Here is a 14,982-nt window from a genome sequence, read left to right on the forward strand (position 1 = left end):
CTGGAAGTAGGAGAAAGGCTCTTTGCCTCCAAAGCCGAGCAGCGTATCGATGAATTCGATGTTGGCTATGGTTTCTTTTTTGAGGGGTTTATCTTTGGGATTGGCATCGAGTTTTTCATTGGTCTCGGCAATCATTTCGTCGATGACAGAGAGTGCGACGGAAATGTTCAGGTCGTCGCTCATGGCATCAAGCAGCGTTTGTCTGAAGGTTTTTCTGACGGCAGACGCTTTGCCCGGCAACACTCTTTTTTTGAGCCTATAGAGCTTGTCGAGTCTCTTTTTGGAAGTCAGCAGGTCCTCTTCGTTGAAGTTGAAGTCGTTGCGGTAGTGTACGGAATTCAGGTAATAGTGCAGTACTTCGCCGTCGTAGACTTCAAGAGCGTCTTTAAGGAAAAAAGAGTTGCCGAGACTTTTGCTCATTTTCTCCCCGTCCATCTGTACAAAACCGTTGTGCATCCAGTATTTGGCCAGTTCATGGCCCGTGGCACAGCGGCTCTGTGCTGCTTCATTTTCATGGTGGGGGAAGAGCAGGTCGGCACCGCCGCCGTGGATGTCAAGGCTGTATTGGCCGTTACTGTGAAAATATTTCTCGATCATTGCGGAACATTCGATATGCCAGCCTGGCCGTCCGCTGGAGAACGGGGCATCAAAACAGATGTCTTCTTCTCCCTTGCAGGCTTTCCAGAGTGCAAAATCCTTTGGATTCCGTTTTTCACTGTTGTGCCCGACACGGCTTTGTGTGTCCTCATCGGTGACTTTATGGGAGATCTCTCCGTAATGACTGTCTTTGGAGGTATCGAAGTATACATCACCGCTGGAGACGCTATAGGCACAGTTTTTATCGATAAGGGTCTGGATCATCTGCCGAATGGCACCGAGTGATTCTGTAGCCTTGGGTTCGATCTGGGCACGCTGTACACCAAGTGCCGCCATTTCTTCGAGATAGCGTTCTATGTAAAAAGCAGTGATCTCCTGCATGGATTTGCCGGTTTCTTCGACTTTTTGGATGATCTTGTCATCAATATCGGTAAAGTTCTTGCATAAAGTTACCGTATAGCCAAGCGCCTTCAGGGTACGTGAAAGCAGATCAAAAGCGAGGGAAGATCTTGCATGGCCGAGATGGGCATCGTCATATACGGTCGGTCCGCAGACATAGATACTGACCTCACCTTCGCGGATGGGGTTGAAAGGAACTTTGGTTTTCTGTACACTGTCGTAGATCTGCATGGTTTCTTTACTCTTTTATATAAAATATGGAGATTATAGCTAAAATCAGCCTACAGATCGTTGACTATCGTATCAGCCCTACAAGCCACCCGTTCAGAAAATAGAATAGCAAAGCCAACGGGATCATCACTGCAATAAAATAGAATGATCTTCTTGATCTGACAATGCTGAGAAACCTTTGTGTTCCAACTTCTTTTACCGTGAAGACGAACAGTACCCATCCCCCGATACTCCCAGCCAGTGCCAGACCGGCTGCGCCGAGCGGATGCATGAGTATCAGAGAAGAAGTCACTGAGGCGATCAGCGAATAGACGGCTATCTTTGCTGCTTTTCTGTGTCTGTGGGAAGCATAGAGAAAGAGTGAAAAAAGTTTTGCCAGGCCGAAAGGAAGCAGGCCTATCATGTACATTTGCAGTACAGTTACGGTGTGCAGTGTCTCTGCCTGGGTGAATTTCCCTCTTTCAAAAAGCAGCCATACAATGGGTTCTGCAAGCAGCATTCCTCCAAGCATCGCTGCACCGAGAAGAAAGGCAAGAAGCCAGAATGCCTGGTTGAGGTTCTCATAGGCTTTTGTTTCATCTCCGTTCTTGAGTGCTTTGGAAACAGCCGGAAAAAGTACCGTTGCCGTAGCGATGGCAATGATGGCAAGCGGGAGCTGAAAGACGCGGTTGGCATAAAAGAGGAATGAAACGGAACCTGTCATCAGAAAAGTTGCCAGTATTGTATCGACAAAAGCTGAGATCTGGGGTGTGGAGTTTCCCAGTATGCCGGGCAGGAAAAGCGACTGAAAATGTCTGGTCTCTTCAGTGATGTCTCTCTTTGTGTCATTTCTGTGTCTCCATCCTCCGAGGAGCAGGCCGTCAAGTTTGAAACGGTGCAGCGCAATCAGGTGTGCCGCGACCTGGAGTACCCCTCCGACAAGTACAGCGAAACTCACTGCATAGGCTACGGTTTTTGGATCTTCTTTCATATAAAACCAGAGTGCGGAGATCATAGAGATATTCAGCAGTGCCGTTGACATGGCAGTGGTAGCGAAATGCTCCCTGTACTGCAGCAGTGTTGCAAAGAAAGTGACAATGAAAATGAGATCGAGATACCAGAAGTTGATGGCTGTCATCGGTGCTGTCTGCGCTATCTGTTTACCGTCCCATCCCCAGGCAAGCAGTTTGGTGATCGGTTCGGGGAAGAAGGTGATACAGAGTGAAACAGCAATCAAAAAGAGCAAAAAACGCAGCAGAATAGCTGTGGCAAACACACCCTTGTGTCTGGAAGCAACAAAAGAAGGCATAAAGGCCTGTGTAAAAGCACCTTCTGCGAAAATACGGCGAAAAAGATTGGGCAGCTTGAAGGCTACGAAGAACATATCGCTCCAGACAGAAGCACCCAGTGCAGAAGCCATCAGGACATCACGTCCCAAACCGGTTACACGGGAGATCAATATACCGAAACTGTTGGTGAAGATCGATCGTAGTTTCATAAGTCTCTTTGTTTTTGGGTTGAAAAATCTTTTGGCAATATGCTTAGTGTAACTGTTTGGTTTTGGAAGGGGGTGCTACTGCCCCATTTGTCCCTTGTAATAAGTATATTCACTCTGGCTGAGAGGTCTTGCACATCCCATTTTTCTGCTTCTGATCGCTTCTCCATAAGCATAGGAGAAAGCATCGGCACCCCCGACTCTATATGTTTCTTTGAGTTCCTGGCTTGTTTTTGGGGAGACCCAGATAATATCCCCTTTTTTACAATAGGAATGGCCGTATTTGCGATAATCATTGACGGTGACTTTTTCATTGATCGGTGTAGTGTTGAAAAGTGCACCATGCGGAATGAGATAAGATTTGCCTTTCACAAAAACCATATCTTTCCCAGAAGTCTGCGGCTGGGGAAAGAAGTTGCTGCATCCTGATACAATCAGGATAGATGTAGTGATCAAAAGAGGTTTCAAGAGTTTCATATTAAGATGCCCATTTGTTTTTTTGCTTTGTTGGAGGGATTATAGCAGTTTTTTTATCTGAAATAAAAGCACCTGTGTCATAATCCGGGATAAAAATAAAATATGACAATATGACATATTTTTTCAGACATCAGAAAATACCTGTTATACTTGGACCAATTATCCGGGATAACACAAGGAGCAGAGCATGATAGTTGGTTTGGAAGGTATTGTTGAGCGTAGGGATCCTACATTTATTCATCTCAATGTGAACGGCATTATTTATGAAGTACAGGTTTCTATCAATACTTCCAATGCCATACAGGAGAAGAGCGTCAGACTCTTTGTGACTCAAGTGATCCGCGAAGATGCCAATCTGCTTTTCGGTTTTATGGATACCAATGAAAAGAAAATGTTTGATATTGTGTTAAAGATCAACGGAGTAGGGCCCAAAGTAGGACTTGCCATCTGTTCCACTTTTACCCCGGAGACATTTGCAAAGGTTGTGGCATCCAAAGATGTGGGGATGCTGAAAAGGGTACCGGGCATAGGACCCAAGGCAGCGAGCCGCATTTTGGTAGAGCTGGCTGACTTCATCGTAGACGGAAATGAAAGCAGCAGCGACAACGGTGCACTGGGTGAAGCGGTCATGGCACTTGAAAGTCTCGGGTTTAAAAAAGATGCCATACACAAAGCACTCTCGGGATGTTCGGGTGATACAGGTACGCTGGTAAAAGCGGGATTGAAGAAGCTGCAGAGACTGTAGATGCTATTGCCACAATTGGTATACAATAAAAAGATATAATCGGTTAAAAGAAACAGGAGTTTTTTATGGTAAAACAAATGACACTTGGCCTTGCAATGGGATTGATCGTTATATCACTTCATGCAGCAGACACACCCAAAGACAAATACAGTATGTTCCCGCAAGCTGAAGACGGATATATCCGTTACATCGTTGAAGTACCCAGAACAGAGAACGACTATGATCATAAAGTGGAACTACTTATCGGAAAGACGATGATGGTGGATTGCAATCATCACTCTTTTTCAGGGAAAATCGAGAAATTCCCTCTCAAAGGATGGGGATACAGTTACTACATAGTGAGTGATATCAAAAGCGGGCCAACGACGATGATGGCTTGTAGAGAACCTGAAAAAGAGGCCTTTATCTCAATGCATCTTCCTCCCAAAATGGAACTCATGCGTTACAACAGCCGCCTGGGACGAGTGATCTATGTTCCCAAAGGGTTTGAAGTACGTTACCGTGTCTGGAGTGCGGAAGAGAAGATACATCAGGCGCAAAAACGTTAGCTGTTCCAGAGTGCTTCGAGCAGGTTCAAAAGAGGAAGATAGAGCATTTCGACTTCTACCATTTCAATGTGCCCCTGGTTGGGGAAGAAAAAATGGCTGTTACGGTTACGCCTTGTCCGGATGATGATGTAAATCATTTCTGAAATCAGTTTTGCTTTTTCGGGATCGAAAGCAACCGTTGCAAACAATGTCTCTTCGGCAGTTCGGATCGCTGTACTGATGGTCCCTGTATTGATCTGGGCTATATAGGTTATCTGCAGCGATTCGAGTGTCTGGGCAAGCCAGACATTGTTATGGGATGTTACTTTGGCGCCATACTCAGCATGGGCTCTTTTTTTGAAAAAAGGAATGCGGTGTCTGAGCAGGCAGGCTTTCAGCAGTACTTCTGCTGCGAGTGAAGCATTACGCCAGAAATCTACTGCCTCGAACGGGTCTTTTCCGGGAATATCCGCAAGCCTGAAAACACAGTTCTGGTAGCTCAGTATCTGTTGTTTGGCAGCAAGATGGACGGCATAATCATGGTTTTCCCTGTCAAGAGCGCTGATATCGACTGTGGTCATGTTTTTATGCGTCTCATAACGTTTGTTTCAGATTATCCGTGCGGGTTGACCACACGACGGGCAGAGACGAATTTTTGGGCATAGTAACCATGATCGATAGGAGAGATGATAATGCCTTTTTTTCGTGAAGCTGCATGGATAAACTTCCCGTTCCCAAGATAAATACCGACGTGTGTGACGGGTATACCGCGTTTTTTGTCTGTGAGAAAAAAGAGCAGGTCTCCTTTTTGAAGATGGGCCATGTCAACCGGTTCTCCTTTTTTCGACTGTGCCCAGGCCGTGCGCGGAAGATTGATATGATGTTTCCTGTACAGGTACTGCACATAGCCTGAACAGTCAAATCCTTTTGGGGACGTACCGCCCCAGACATATTTCCCGCCTTTGAAATATTTGGCATCTTCTAGCAGTTTTTGCCTGTCAGCGGCTGACATATGGTAAGCCTTGCCCGCTTTTTTGGCTGCTACCATTTCCCGGGCGATACGTTTGGCTCTTGCTCTTGCAGCTTCTGCTCTGCGTGCGAGATTTTCTTCGCGGTGCAACTCGTCGTAGATAGCCTGCAGTGAATATTCTGTTTCTTTCTGGTTGAGACAGTCATTTTCCCGATGTTTCAGCATTTTGGCCTCTACTACCTTTCCGCTGCGGTCGGTAACGGTAAAAAGGTTTGCATGGGATATACTGAAGAGAAGTATGGAAGCTGACAGTATTTTTTTCATCCCTTGTCCCTTTTAGGCCGGAACAGTTATTTTTTCTGCCTTTGATGGTTAAAAAGCCAATCATGTGCTGTCCGGACAAATTCCTTAATATTTAATCATATCAAAATGAACTTTAACTCCCTCTTAATGGCGGGTACCGCAGAAGTTCGCATCACAGCCATGAACGGCACCGGAATCTTTTGAACTTTTGATAAAGAATTTTTTTAAGCGTTTTTTATGGTTTTGGAAGAGTTTGTTTTTCAGGCTGGCTATTCCTTTGGGTTTGTTTTTATGAATAGCCATCAGCTTTTTTTCATTGTCAAAGAAATAGGCCCAGTCGTCCCCATCGAGCTGTTTTGCCATATAAAAAGGGGTACCGTGACATGGTGTACAAAGTTTTGTCACGATTCTGAATGCCCTGGTATCGTATTTTTCGGCTGCAGGGGAAAGTGTTAAAATTCCACCTGCGACCAATATGCCTGCAACGGTTTTTTTCATCATTGGATCCTCTGTGTTGGTATGCTGAAGTATTGATGCAAAGTATATTGAACTCTTGTGCATTATGTGTGTAGTAGCTATAATACGTTCATGAATGAACAGATCGTTATTATAGGAGGCGGGGCCAGTGCACTGATGCTGGCTTCGCTGCTTCCGGGAAAATCCGTAACCGTTGTTGAGAAGAATGCTGCACCGGGGGCGAAGATATTGGTATCAGGCGGTGGAAAGTGCAACATCACCAATGCATTAATGGATGCGGACTTTTTCGTGGCCGACAAGTCATTTGTCGAGCCTTCACTCAAGGCATTTGACGAGAAAGATTTGCTGCAGTGGCTGAAAAGGCGCGGACTTGAGCCGGTCATAAGAAAAGGAAGCCAGTATTTTTGTAAAGAATCTTCCCGTGAACTCTTGTCTCTTTTGCAAAAAGAAAGCAGGAAACAGCATTTTCTCTACAATGAAACAGTCTTGTCTGTCAGTAAAAGAGACACACATTTTTATGTCAAGACAGACAAACGAATGTTGACTGCCGATGCGGTTGTGGTGGCTTCCGGAGGGCTCAGTTTTCCCAGACTGGGAGCCAGCGGCATTGGGTACGAGATTGCTGAAAAGTTCGGACACAGCATTGTCAGAACTGCCCCTGCACTGGTAGGTTTCACGGTACAGAAGGAGCAGTTCTTTTTTAAAGAGCTTAGCGGTGCCTCTGCGGATGTGGTTATCAAAGTAAATGGCCAAAGATGCAGAGGTTCCCTGCTTTTTGCCCATAAAGGTATCAGCGGTCCGGCTGTGCTGGATGCCTCGCTTTACTGGGAAAGAGGAAAGATTGAGATTGATTTTCTGCCTGGTTTTTCCTGGAAAAATGTCTGTAAAAGTCCCAAACAGCTTTCTTCTCTGCTGCCGTTACCCAAACGTGTTACTAAGGCATTTCTGCTACAATTGAAGCTTCAAGACAAAACAGGAAGTAAGATTACAGACAATGAGTTGCTTGTTTTAAAAGGGTTGAATCACTACCGTTTTGCCCCCGCTGGAACGTTTGGGTATTCCCGGGCGGAAGTGACCAGGGGCGGAGTTGATACTTCAGAGGTGGACAGCCGGACAATGATGAGCAAAAAAGCGGAGGGACTTTTTTTTACAGGGGAAGTACTGGATGTAACAGGCCGGTTGGGAGGCTATAATTTTCAATGGGCATTTTCAAGCGCAGTGAGCTGTGCACGATTTTTAGGGCACCTCTAACAATAGGTAATTCCCACCCTTTGGGCATCTCTATCTTTCGTCTATGCGTCGTTACTCTTTTTTGACTTAGCTACGGCTAGGATTTCAAAAGAGTAACGACGCATAGACGAAAGCTAGAGATGTTGTGGGTATTACCTATTATTAGAGGTACCCGTATACTAGGAGGCAAAGATGAAGATAGGGGTGAAAACAAAAATATTGTTAGCGGTGGCACTTGCTGCCTTGCTGGGCGGTTGTGTCGGTCCAAGAGATGCAGAAGGCTGGAGCTCTTCGCAGAAGAACCAGTTCATGAAAATACTTGCATCGGATAAATATGCATCGATCTGCAACGAGAGACCTCTTTACGAGAAGGTAAAACAGAGTCAGAATTCCAGGCTGATGACCCAGTTGCTGGCTGACTATACGTACAATCTTGCCAACAGCTGTATCGACAAGAATACACTGGGTGATTTTGGAGCATATTGGCAGAAAGTAAGTGCATCCGATATCCAGAGAAAACTCAGAGCGGGGCAGAGCATTGAGCAAATACTGAAACCCTATGTCCCTGAATATGTGCAGTTCAAACTGCTGCTGGCCAAATACAGAGCCTTGCAGCAGACGCCGGGTACATCGCCTGAAACACTTCGTAAAGTACGTTTGAATATTGAACGTATCAAACTGATGAAACCGAATCTTGGCAAAACCTATGCTCTGGTGAACATTCCTGAGTTCAGAGTACGCATTATTGAAAATGACAAAACATCCATAGGCATGGGTATTATTGTGGGGAAAGTAGACCACCAGACACCTCTTTTCAGTGAAAAGCTGCAATATATTGTTCTGAATCCTACCTGGAATGTACCTGACAGTATTGCAAGGAACGAAGTGATTCCCAAACTGTTGAGAGACCCCGGGTATTTGAAGAAACACCGTTTGGTCATGCGCAGGGATTACAACCTTGATTCTCCGGCATTGAGTCCGGCTTCAGTCAACCTGCGGGCTTACAAGGGAGGGAAAGGCCCTGTACCCTTCAAGTTCATTGAAGTACCGTCAGACAAAAATGCATTGGGACGTGTCAAATTTATTTTCCCCAACCATCATTCTGTCTATATGCATGACACGCCGACCAAATATCTTTTCAAAAGAAAAGTACGTGCATACAGCCACGGATGTGTAAGACTTCAGGACCCGAAGCTGATGCTGAAATATTTGACGGAACACTATACGAATTACACTTTTGCACAAGCCATGGAAAAGTATAACAGCTATAAGACGCATTATATGAAGATCATCAAATCCCTTCCTGTGCATACGGCCTATCTGACTGCCTATGTGAATGAGGATGGTATATTGAAGCTCTTCCCCGATATTTACGGTTTTGATGCCAAACAAAAACTGAATTTTTAATTGAATGAGAAGATGACGAGGGCATGGCTGATACTGGGCGATATTCTTGTTACCCTGCTGCTTCTCATCTCTTTCATTCTTTTCTATCTTTATCCTCCTGTACCGGCAGTGAAGCAGGTACAGAAAGCAGTCCCGCAATACAATAGGACACAGTTGTCCCCACTGCTGAAAATACCGGAGCTGAATACTACCACCATGACAGTCGAGGCATTTTTACGTATGGCACAGGAAGCAAATAATGCAGAATTCATACCCATAGAAACCTATAAAAATGTTCCGCTTGAAGAAGCGCTTTCTCTTGTTCCTGCCAAAATGGGCAATCCTGTCTTCATCCGTATCTTCAAGCAGGAAGCTGTTTTGGAGATGTGGATCAAAGCAGAGGGAGAATACCGCCTGCTAAAAACATATAAGATCTGTGCCTACTCGGGTACACTAGGTCCGAAACGCAAAGAGGGCGACAGGCAGGCACCGGAAGGTTTTTACAGTGTCAGCAGGAGCAGCCTCAATCCGCACAGCAAATTTCATCTTTCATTCAACCTTGGTTACCCCAATGCCTATGACCGGGCGCACAAGCGAACCGGCTCCTACCTCATGGTACACGGCAATTGTGTATCCGTCGGATGCTATGCCATGACGGATGAGAAAATAGAAGAAATATACAAACTGGTAGAAAAAGCTTTGAAACAGGGCCAGAAAAAGGTGCAGGTACATATTTATCCGTTTCGTATGACACAAGAAAATATGGCTGCCTATTCCCACAATCGCTGGTATGATTTTTGGGCGAATCTCAAGGAGGGTTACGACTACTTTGAAGCAGAACATCTGCCTCCGCATATTGGTGTGAAGAAGAAACGCTATGTTATTCAGGAAACGGACGAATAGAACAGATAGGCCGGGACAAGCTTAGAAAACAAGTTTCAGTACAGTATCGGAAAAGAGAATGTCTTCTACGGGAGAGAGCATACCGTGCCACTCAAATCCGTAGGTTTCGTCTTTGCCGCTGGCAACCTCTTTAATACCGTAGTCTTTGGTCAACAGCATTCCGTCCGTTCTGCTGCTGAAGATCATGACATTGTCAACCGTTTCCATGCAATCGAAAAGATGCAGATAGGCTTCTACATTGAGCAGGGCGGCTATTTTGGGGTTGCATCCGTAGAGGGCATGGACATAGTAAGTACCTTTTGTATTTATTGCACAAAAGTCTTCTTCCTCCAGTGACAGTTCGCTCCGCCTGTGATAGACGATATCTTCAGCTACATTTATTTTTAGTTTCAGCATGACAAAATGCCCCAAATGCTGTTTTTTACGCTCACAGATTAGGGCAAAGCTCGAGGGGTAGCGGCACCACTGCTCCAGTTTTTTGGGTGATACAATATAGTATCCCGGTACATTGCTCGCTTTTTCAATATCGACTGTATGTTCAACATACTCCCTGTAGGGATCGTTTTTGCCAAGTACATGAAAATAGTACTCATCTCTTTTTTGTTCGGGTAAATTTCCGATGATATACTGGTAGTTGTCTGTAAAAATTTTTTGGAGGGAATCATAAAGGTTTTCGTAACACTCTCTAATAGTACTACGGCACTCTTGACACTGCAGGCAATCATGGGCAAGTAGAAAATAGAGCAGTTTTTTCTTCTTTTGCAGGCCTGGAGAAGTAGTACTGTTCTCCCAGCGGCTGAGCGTGACGGTATTGACAGATTTGAATTCTTCGTCATATACAGAAAGTGCCTCCCCCAGTTCTTTTTGTGTCAACTTATTATGTTTCCGGTAGGCATACAGTAACTTGGCAATAGGATTCAATATATTATCTCCCCTTCTATTCTACGATGATTATATCACTTTATAAATTAGCAAAGAGCTAAGTCTCCTAAACTGTTTAAGGTTGGCAATTCACCATGATAACAGTTTAACTGAAAAGCAGGCATGGGGAAAGGTCGTTTTCAAGAGTATTATTTTTCTAAAATGGCAAGTTGTCTTTTTGCGAAGATAAAAAAGAAAAAATTATCATTTAAAAAAAAGGTTTTTTTGTTGATGATAAATCTAACCCTTTTTTGAACTTTTTCATATTTTTTTTGTCTAATTTTTGTTATGCTTTTTTATCAAAACGATAATAAGGATGGAAATGAGATGAAAAATGTATGTATGTTTGTAGTATTAGCAGTATCTGCAGGAACATTTGTAATATTGTTGACTGGTTGTGCCGAGGAGAGTTACAATCAATATGGATATAACAGTGGAAGCAGCTATGACAAAAGAATGGACAATGAAGCCCAAAAAGATATGAATGACGCATCCAAAATGCTTTCGGCACAGGACATCAAAAATATTCAAAATATGAAATAGGAGAGAACATGAAAAAAAGAAAAATAATTACAGCGGCAGCGGCAGTAGCGATGGCTATCGGGTTTACCGGATGTGCGAGTACAGCAGAAAATATGAGAGCGCAGGGGTACGGACCTAACTACTCACAGGGATACGGTGACGGCTGCAGCAGCGGAAAAAGAGCGGGTGGATCGATGTTCGATCAGTTCAAGAAGAATGTCAGCCGCTATGACAGCAACCATAAATACCGAGAGGGATGGGATGACGGTTACAAAGAGTGCAAGTCTGAAGAAAAAGAGTTGATGCACTCTATTGAAAAATCGCAGCGCGACCAGGCTATCCGTGACAGCGGCAAGAAGTAAGTAAAAGTGCAGGGGATCGCTTTATGAAAGCAGGATTTATTGCAGCGTGGTATTATCTGTGACCGCAAAGGTGCATTCTGTGCCGACTCCTACGGTATCTCCATAGGCTATACGCAGGAGTACCTTGGCAAAAAGGCGGCAAAGCGTCTGAACAGAAATATCAGTCAGTACAATATGGATACGACCTCCTATACGCTCTCCAACGGTATCTACTGCAATTCGCGCCGCTACCGCTGTTACCAGAACCGCTATTCCGGTGCGCCTGTGAACGGTTACTATACCGACAGACTGTTTAGATAAACAAAGAATGCCAGCGCTCCTTCAGAGCGGTGTTGCACTCTTATGGTGTCCGGCTGCCTTTAAGACAGCGGACTTGAACAAAAACAAAAAAGGAATAAAATGAAAAAAACAGTAATCATGGCAGCGATCGTTGCACTCTCTGGCGCGGCTTATGCCGGAAGTGTCTACTCACCATCGAAGGGTGTTCTCTGTGACAAAAAAGCGAAATTCTGTACCGACTCTTACGGTATCTCCATCGGGCTGACCAAAGAGTATTTTGGCAACAAAGCGGCAAAGAAGTTTGAAAGGCTGGTAGAAAAAGACCATATGGATTTGACCGAGTGGACATTCTCCAACGGTGTCAGCTGTAATACACACAAAAAGATCTGTAAAAAGAGCAAGTGGGATGACAATGCCGATGCACACTGGACAAAGATGCTGTTCGGTACCGTGCCGCATGCAGCACACGGTGGCGGAAAGAAAGCGTCACTGGACTTCTCAAGAGATTGTAAAAACTATCTTATGGACAAGTTCCCGGGCATACCAAATGGAGCCTCTTCTGTAGGAAGAGGGTACTACAAAGGCAGCACGGTTCATGTGCCTGTCACCTTCAAGTGGGACGAGCCGCGTTTGGATGAGAAAGGCGAGTGTATCATCAAAAATGGTGTTGTTCAGCGCTACAAGTCTTTCCACTGATCTTGGTCCACATTTTGGACGTAACGCAAGGAGGCGTCATCTGCCGTTTCCTTGTTCCCCATTTCTCCTGAAGGATACATTGATGAAACCTTTGCTGACAACTTTGTGTATGTCGACGCTGCTTGCCTGCGGACTCTACGGAGCCGACATACCCAAGGATGGCAACCTCACCAGCATGGAGTAATGCATCTTCCTTAATGAAAGCAGTACTCTTCTGGATGTGCAGCATTGTGACCTGGGCTTCAACTGAATTGATACTATATGAAAAACTACCAAAAGGATTACATTTGCTCATACAAAAATACTTAATTATCGTTTCACTTTTTCTTGCTACAGCGCTGATAGGAGGGGAGATGCCTACCGACAAGCGTCTTGTAGAAGGAATGCTTCCAAATGGCTTTCACTACATGATCATGCACAACGAAAAGCCCAAAGATCGCGTAGTGATACGGCTGCTTGTCAAAGCGGGATCGCTCGAAGAAAACGAAGACCAACGCGGCCTTGCGCACTTCATCGAACATATGGCGTTCAACGGCACGAAGCACTTCAAAAAGAACGAACTGGTACGCTACCTTGAATCCATCGGTATGAATTTCGGCGGCGATCTCAATGCCGAAACCACTTTCGGGCACACCCTCTACAAACTGAGCGTGCCCGTTACCGGCGACAATGTGGACAAGGCACTGCTGATCGTGCACGACTGGGCGAACGGCATGACTTTTGATCCCAAAGAGTTCGAGAACGAGCGCGGAGTGGTGCTCGAAGAGAAACGCCTGCGAAACACCCCGGGTTTCCGTCTCTACAAGCAGTTCTCACCACTCTTCTACAATGGAAGCCGTTATGAAAAAAGAGAGACTATCGGCAAGGAATCGGTGCTTAGGCACGCTCCCGTATTGAAGGCTGTGGAGTTTTATAAAAAGTGGTACCGTCCCGAACTGATGACGCTTGTGGTGGTCGGTGACATTGACCCCAAAGCGATAGAACAAAAGATAAGAAAAGCGTTTTCAGGCCTAATCAACATTAACCACACACCGCCCTATACACGGCTGATTGCAGACAACAATACAACACGCACCCTCTCGGTGAGTGACAAAGATATAGGGGACAACTCTTTACAGATCAATTACCTCTCACGGGAATTCGGCACCGTCACTCCCGGTGAGTTTAGAAGCGACATGCTCGATATGATGGCGGAACTGATGTTCAAACAGGAGGTGCCCAGACATTTGCTCACTCCCGGTACGAAACTGCTCGGGCTTTCAATGGGCACGCAGTGGATCACACCGCTGAGACGCAGCATCGCCTTCTCTGCCGACTATGCTCAGGGTAACGCCAAAGCGGCACTGGGTGAAGTGGGGCGCATCATTTCCGGCTATGCCGCATACGGGTTTGACAAAATAACCTTCGAAGCAGTGAAGCGACAGCTCTATGCCGCCAACGAAAACAACCATAAACGGCACATGGATATCCCCTCTGTCATACATGCCCAACAGCTGGCAAAAGCAGTGGAAAACGGCGGCGTATTCATCGATGAAGGGTACAACTACCGTTTCTCCAAACAGTTTCTTGACTCGGTGACGCCTGACGAGGTCAACAAACGCTTCAAAGCGATCGTCTCCAACCCCAACAGGGTCATTCTCTTCTCCGGTTCGAAGCGGGTGGCTATAGACAACAAAGAGGCGGTTTCCATTCTTGAAAACGCCACCAAAGAGGCCAACGCTACACACAAAAACACCCAAGGCACCGCTGCATTCCCGCCGCGTCCAAAGCAGTGCGGCAGCATTGTCTCCAAACATGTTGACAAAACGCACGGCATTTACCACTACGTGTTGGAAAACAATGTTTCTGTCGATTTCAAGCCGACCGATTTTGCAAAGAACCAGGTGCTTTTCTCCGCTGTCGCCCTTGGAGGGGACTCCATTGTTGCGCCAGAGGCGCTTGACAACCTGCACAAGGCCGCCCGCTGGGTCGTTGCATCAGCTCCGGGAGAAGTGAAGGCATGGGAGTTTCCCACGCTGCTTTCTGGCAAACAGCTCCACTACGAATTTGCCATAGACCGCTTTGACGAGAGCATCAGCGCAAGCAGCTCAACAGAAGATTTTGAGACACTGCTCAAGCTTATCCGCTGGCAGCTGATGGAGCCCAAGATAGATCCGGCTGTCGCCAAACAGCAGCGTGACAGTCTGCTTGCAGCATTGAGCGCAAAAGAGCGAGATCCTGGTTACCGCTTTAACAAAGCCTTTGAGGAGTATTATTACGACAATAACCCGCGCATACAGTTCGACACGGCGCAAAGCATCGCCAAACTTGACCCAAACGTGATGCTGCAGGACTTCAAGAAAGCATTTTCGGGTTTCAACCGATTCCACATCGCCATTGTCGGCGATATCGACCCCAAAACCGTAGAGAAGCTGCTGCCATACTATCTCGGTACGCTGCCTGCCGGTGCAAAAAAGACACCCTACAACGGTACACCTTACCCC

At 45.8% G+C, this 14,982-nt stretch carries 17 protein-coding genes; 10 read left to right on the plus strand and 7 right to left on the minus strand.

Annotation, left to right across the window (positions count from 1 at the left end; all coding sequences use genetic code 11):
• The 3 genes from cysS to F8L24_RS07450 all read right to left on the minus strand — a co-directional run.
• Nucleotides 1-1,227, minus strand: a 1,227-nt coding sequence (gene cysS / locus F8L24_RS07440) for a cysteine--tRNA ligase (protein ID WP_294953927.1), incomplete at its 3' end; no start/stop codon positions are given.
• A gap of 64 nt (nucleotides 1,228-1,291) precedes the next feature.
• A complete protein-coding gene (gene murJ / locus F8L24_RS07445; protein ID WP_294953930.1) occupies nucleotides 1,292-2,704 on the minus strand; it encodes a murein biosynthesis integral membrane protein MurJ in 1,413 nt (470 codons plus the stop codon).
• A 75-nt stretch (nucleotides 2,705-2,779) separates the two neighbouring features.
• Nucleotides 2,780-3,178, minus strand: coding sequence for a hypothetical protein (locus tag F8L24_RS07450; protein ID WP_294953932.1), 399 nt, complete (start codon nucleotides 3,176-3,178; stop codon nucleotides 2,780-2,782).
• Nucleotides 3,179-3,365: 187 nt separating this feature from the next.
• Here F8L24_RS07450 and ruvA point away from each other — a divergent pair, with 187 nt between their 5' ends.
• Nucleotides 3,366-3,923, plus strand: a complete 558-nt coding sequence (ruvA, locus tag F8L24_RS07455; protein ID WP_294953935.1) for a Holliday junction branch migration protein RuvA — start codon at nucleotides 3,366-3,368, stop codon at nucleotides 3,921-3,923.
• A 65-nt stretch (nucleotides 3,924-3,988) separates the two neighbouring features.
• Entirely contained in the window at nucleotides 3,989-4,471 is a 483-nt protein-coding gene (gene eco, locus F8L24_RS07460; RefSeq protein ID WP_294953939.1) for a serine protease inhibitor ecotin, read from the plus strand.
• On the opposite strand, the gene F8L24_RS07465 is transcribed toward eco, so the two are convergent.
• The 3 genes from F8L24_RS07465 to F8L24_RS07475 form a co-directional block, all read right to left on the minus strand.
• Nucleotides 4,468-5,031, minus strand: coding sequence for a hypothetical protein (locus F8L24_RS07465; protein ID WP_294953942.1), 564 nt, complete (start codon nucleotides 5,029-5,031; stop codon nucleotides 4,468-4,470). The two genes, eco and F8L24_RS07465, sit on opposite strands and share 4 nt — an antisense overlap.
• 32 nt (nucleotides 5,032-5,063) lie before the next feature.
• The gene (locus F8L24_RS07470) at nucleotides 5,064-5,744 is read right to left on the minus strand and encodes a C40 family peptidase (RefSeq protein WP_294953944.1); all 681 of its coding nucleotides are present in this window, start codon (nucleotides 5,742-5,744) and stop codon (nucleotides 5,064-5,066) included.
• 123 nt (nucleotides 5,745-5,867) lie between these two features.
• The gene (locus F8L24_RS07475; RefSeq protein WP_294953947.1) at nucleotides 5,868-6,221 is read right to left on the minus strand and encodes a hypothetical protein; all 354 of its coding nucleotides are present in this window, start codon (nucleotides 6,219-6,221) and stop codon (nucleotides 5,868-5,870) included.
• A gap of 90 nt (nucleotides 6,222-6,311) precedes the next feature.
• Here F8L24_RS07475 and F8L24_RS07480 point away from each other — a divergent pair, with 90 nt between their 5' ends.
• The 3 genes from F8L24_RS07480 (at nucleotide 6,312) to F8L24_RS07490 (ending at nucleotide 9,719) form a co-directional block, all read left to right on the plus strand.
• Entirely contained in the window at nucleotides 6,312-7,451 is a 1,140-nt protein-coding gene (locus tag F8L24_RS07480) for an aminoacetone oxidase family FAD-binding enzyme (RefSeq protein WP_294953950.1), read from the plus strand.
• 171 nt (nucleotides 7,452-7,622) lie between these two features.
• Nucleotides 7,623-8,837 (plus strand): L,D-transpeptidase family protein, encoded by a 1,215-nt coding sequence (locus tag F8L24_RS07485; protein WP_294953953.1) that lies wholly within the window; start codon nucleotides 7,623-7,625, stop codon nucleotides 8,835-8,837.
• Nucleotides 8,838-9,719, plus strand: coding sequence for a murein L,D-transpeptidase family protein (locus F8L24_RS07490; RefSeq protein ID WP_294953955.1), 882 nt, complete (start codon nucleotides 8,838-8,840; stop codon nucleotides 9,717-9,719).
• 21 nt (nucleotides 9,720-9,740) lie between these two features.
• Here the strand turns inward: F8L24_RS07490 and F8L24_RS07495 are convergent, their stop codons facing one another.
• Nucleotides 9,741-10,640, minus strand: coding sequence for a helix-turn-helix transcriptional regulator (locus F8L24_RS07495; protein ID WP_294953957.1), 900 nt, complete (start codon nucleotides 10,638-10,640; stop codon nucleotides 9,741-9,743).
• A gap of 327 nt (nucleotides 10,641-10,967) precedes the next feature.
• Between F8L24_RS07495 and F8L24_RS07500 the strand changes: the two genes are divergently transcribed.
• From F8L24_RS07500 to F8L24_RS07520, 5 genes are all read left to right on the plus strand, one after another.
• Entirely contained in the window at nucleotides 10,968-11,183 is a 216-nt protein-coding gene (locus tag F8L24_RS07500) for a hypothetical protein (RefSeq protein WP_294953959.1), read from the plus strand.
• Nucleotides 11,184-11,191: 8 nt separating this feature from the next.
• Nucleotides 11,192-11,524: a hypothetical protein gene (locus tag F8L24_RS07505; protein ID WP_294953961.1), complete on the plus strand. Its 333-nt coding sequence runs from the start codon at nucleotides 11,192-11,194 to the stop codon at nucleotides 11,522-11,524.
• Between the two features lie 39 nt (nucleotides 11,525-11,563).
• On the plus strand, nucleotides 11,564-11,824 hold the full coding sequence (locus tag F8L24_RS07510) for a YcgJ family protein (RefSeq protein ID WP_294953964.1): 261 nt from the start codon (nucleotides 11,564-11,566) through the stop codon (nucleotides 11,822-11,824).
• Nucleotides 11,825-11,923: 99 nt separating this feature from the next.
• Nucleotides 11,924-12,499 carry a YcgJ family protein gene (locus F8L24_RS07515; RefSeq protein ID WP_294953967.1) on the plus strand — a complete coding sequence of 192 codons (576 nt, stop codon included), beginning with the start codon at nucleotides 11,924-11,926 and terminating at the stop codon, nucleotides 12,497-12,499.
• A 287-nt stretch (nucleotides 12,500-12,786) separates the two neighbouring features.
• Nucleotides 12,787-14,982: M16 family metallopeptidase (locus F8L24_RS07520; protein WP_294953970.1), on the plus strand; the 2,196-nt coding region annotated here is incomplete at its 3' end.

Source organism: Sulfurovum sp. (assembly GCF_015493435.1).
In the GTDB taxonomy this organism is placed as follows: Bacteria; Campylobacterota; Campylobacteria; order Campylobacterales; family Sulfurovaceae; genus Sulfurovum.

What these genes read in the sequence shown, in the direction of transcription:
- murJ (WP_294953930.1), bottom strand. Translation starts at nt 2,704, where the DNA reads ATGAAACTACGATCGATCTTCACCAACAGTTTCGGTATATTGATCTCC.
- F8L24_RS07450 (WP_294953932.1), bottom strand. Translation starts at nt 3,178, where the DNA reads ATGAAACTCTTGAAACCTCTTTTGATCACTACATCTATCCTGATTGTA.
- ruvA (WP_294953935.1), top strand. Translation starts at nt 3,366, where the DNA reads ATGATAGTTGGTTTGGAAGGTATTGTTGAGCGTAGGGATCCTACATTT.
- eco (WP_294953939.1), top strand. Translation starts at nt 3,989, where the DNA reads ATGGTAAAACAAATGACACTTGGCCTTGCAATGGGATTGATCGTTATA.
- F8L24_RS07465 (WP_294953942.1), bottom strand. Translation starts at nt 5,031, where the DNA reads ATGACCACAGTCGATATCAGCGCTCTTGACAGGGAAAACCATGATTAT.
- F8L24_RS07470 (WP_294953944.1), bottom strand. Translation starts at nt 5,744, where the DNA reads ATGAAAAAAATACTGTCAGCTTCCATACTTCTCTTCAGTATATCCCAT.
- F8L24_RS07475 (WP_294953947.1), bottom strand. Translation starts at nt 6,221, where the DNA reads ATGAAAAAAACCGTTGCAGGCATATTGGTCGCAGGTGGAATTTTAACA.
- F8L24_RS07480 (WP_294953950.1), top strand. Translation starts at nt 6,312, where the DNA reads ATGAATGAACAGATCGTTATTATAGGAGGCGGGGCCAGTGCACTGATG.
- F8L24_RS07485 (WP_294953953.1), top strand. Translation starts at nt 7,623, where the DNA reads ATGAAGATAGGGGTGAAAACAAAAATATTGTTAGCGGTGGCACTTGCT.
- F8L24_RS07500 (WP_294953959.1), top strand. Translation starts at nt 10,968, where the DNA reads ATGAAAAATGTATGTATGTTTGTAGTATTAGCAGTATCTGCAGGAACA.
- F8L24_RS07505 (WP_294953961.1), top strand. Translation starts at nt 11,192, where the DNA reads ATGAAAAAAAGAAAAATAATTACAGCGGCAGCGGCAGTAGCGATGGCT.
- F8L24_RS07515 (WP_294953967.1), top strand. Translation starts at nt 11,924, where the DNA reads ATGAAAAAAACAGTAATCATGGCAGCGATCGTTGCACTCTCTGGCGCG.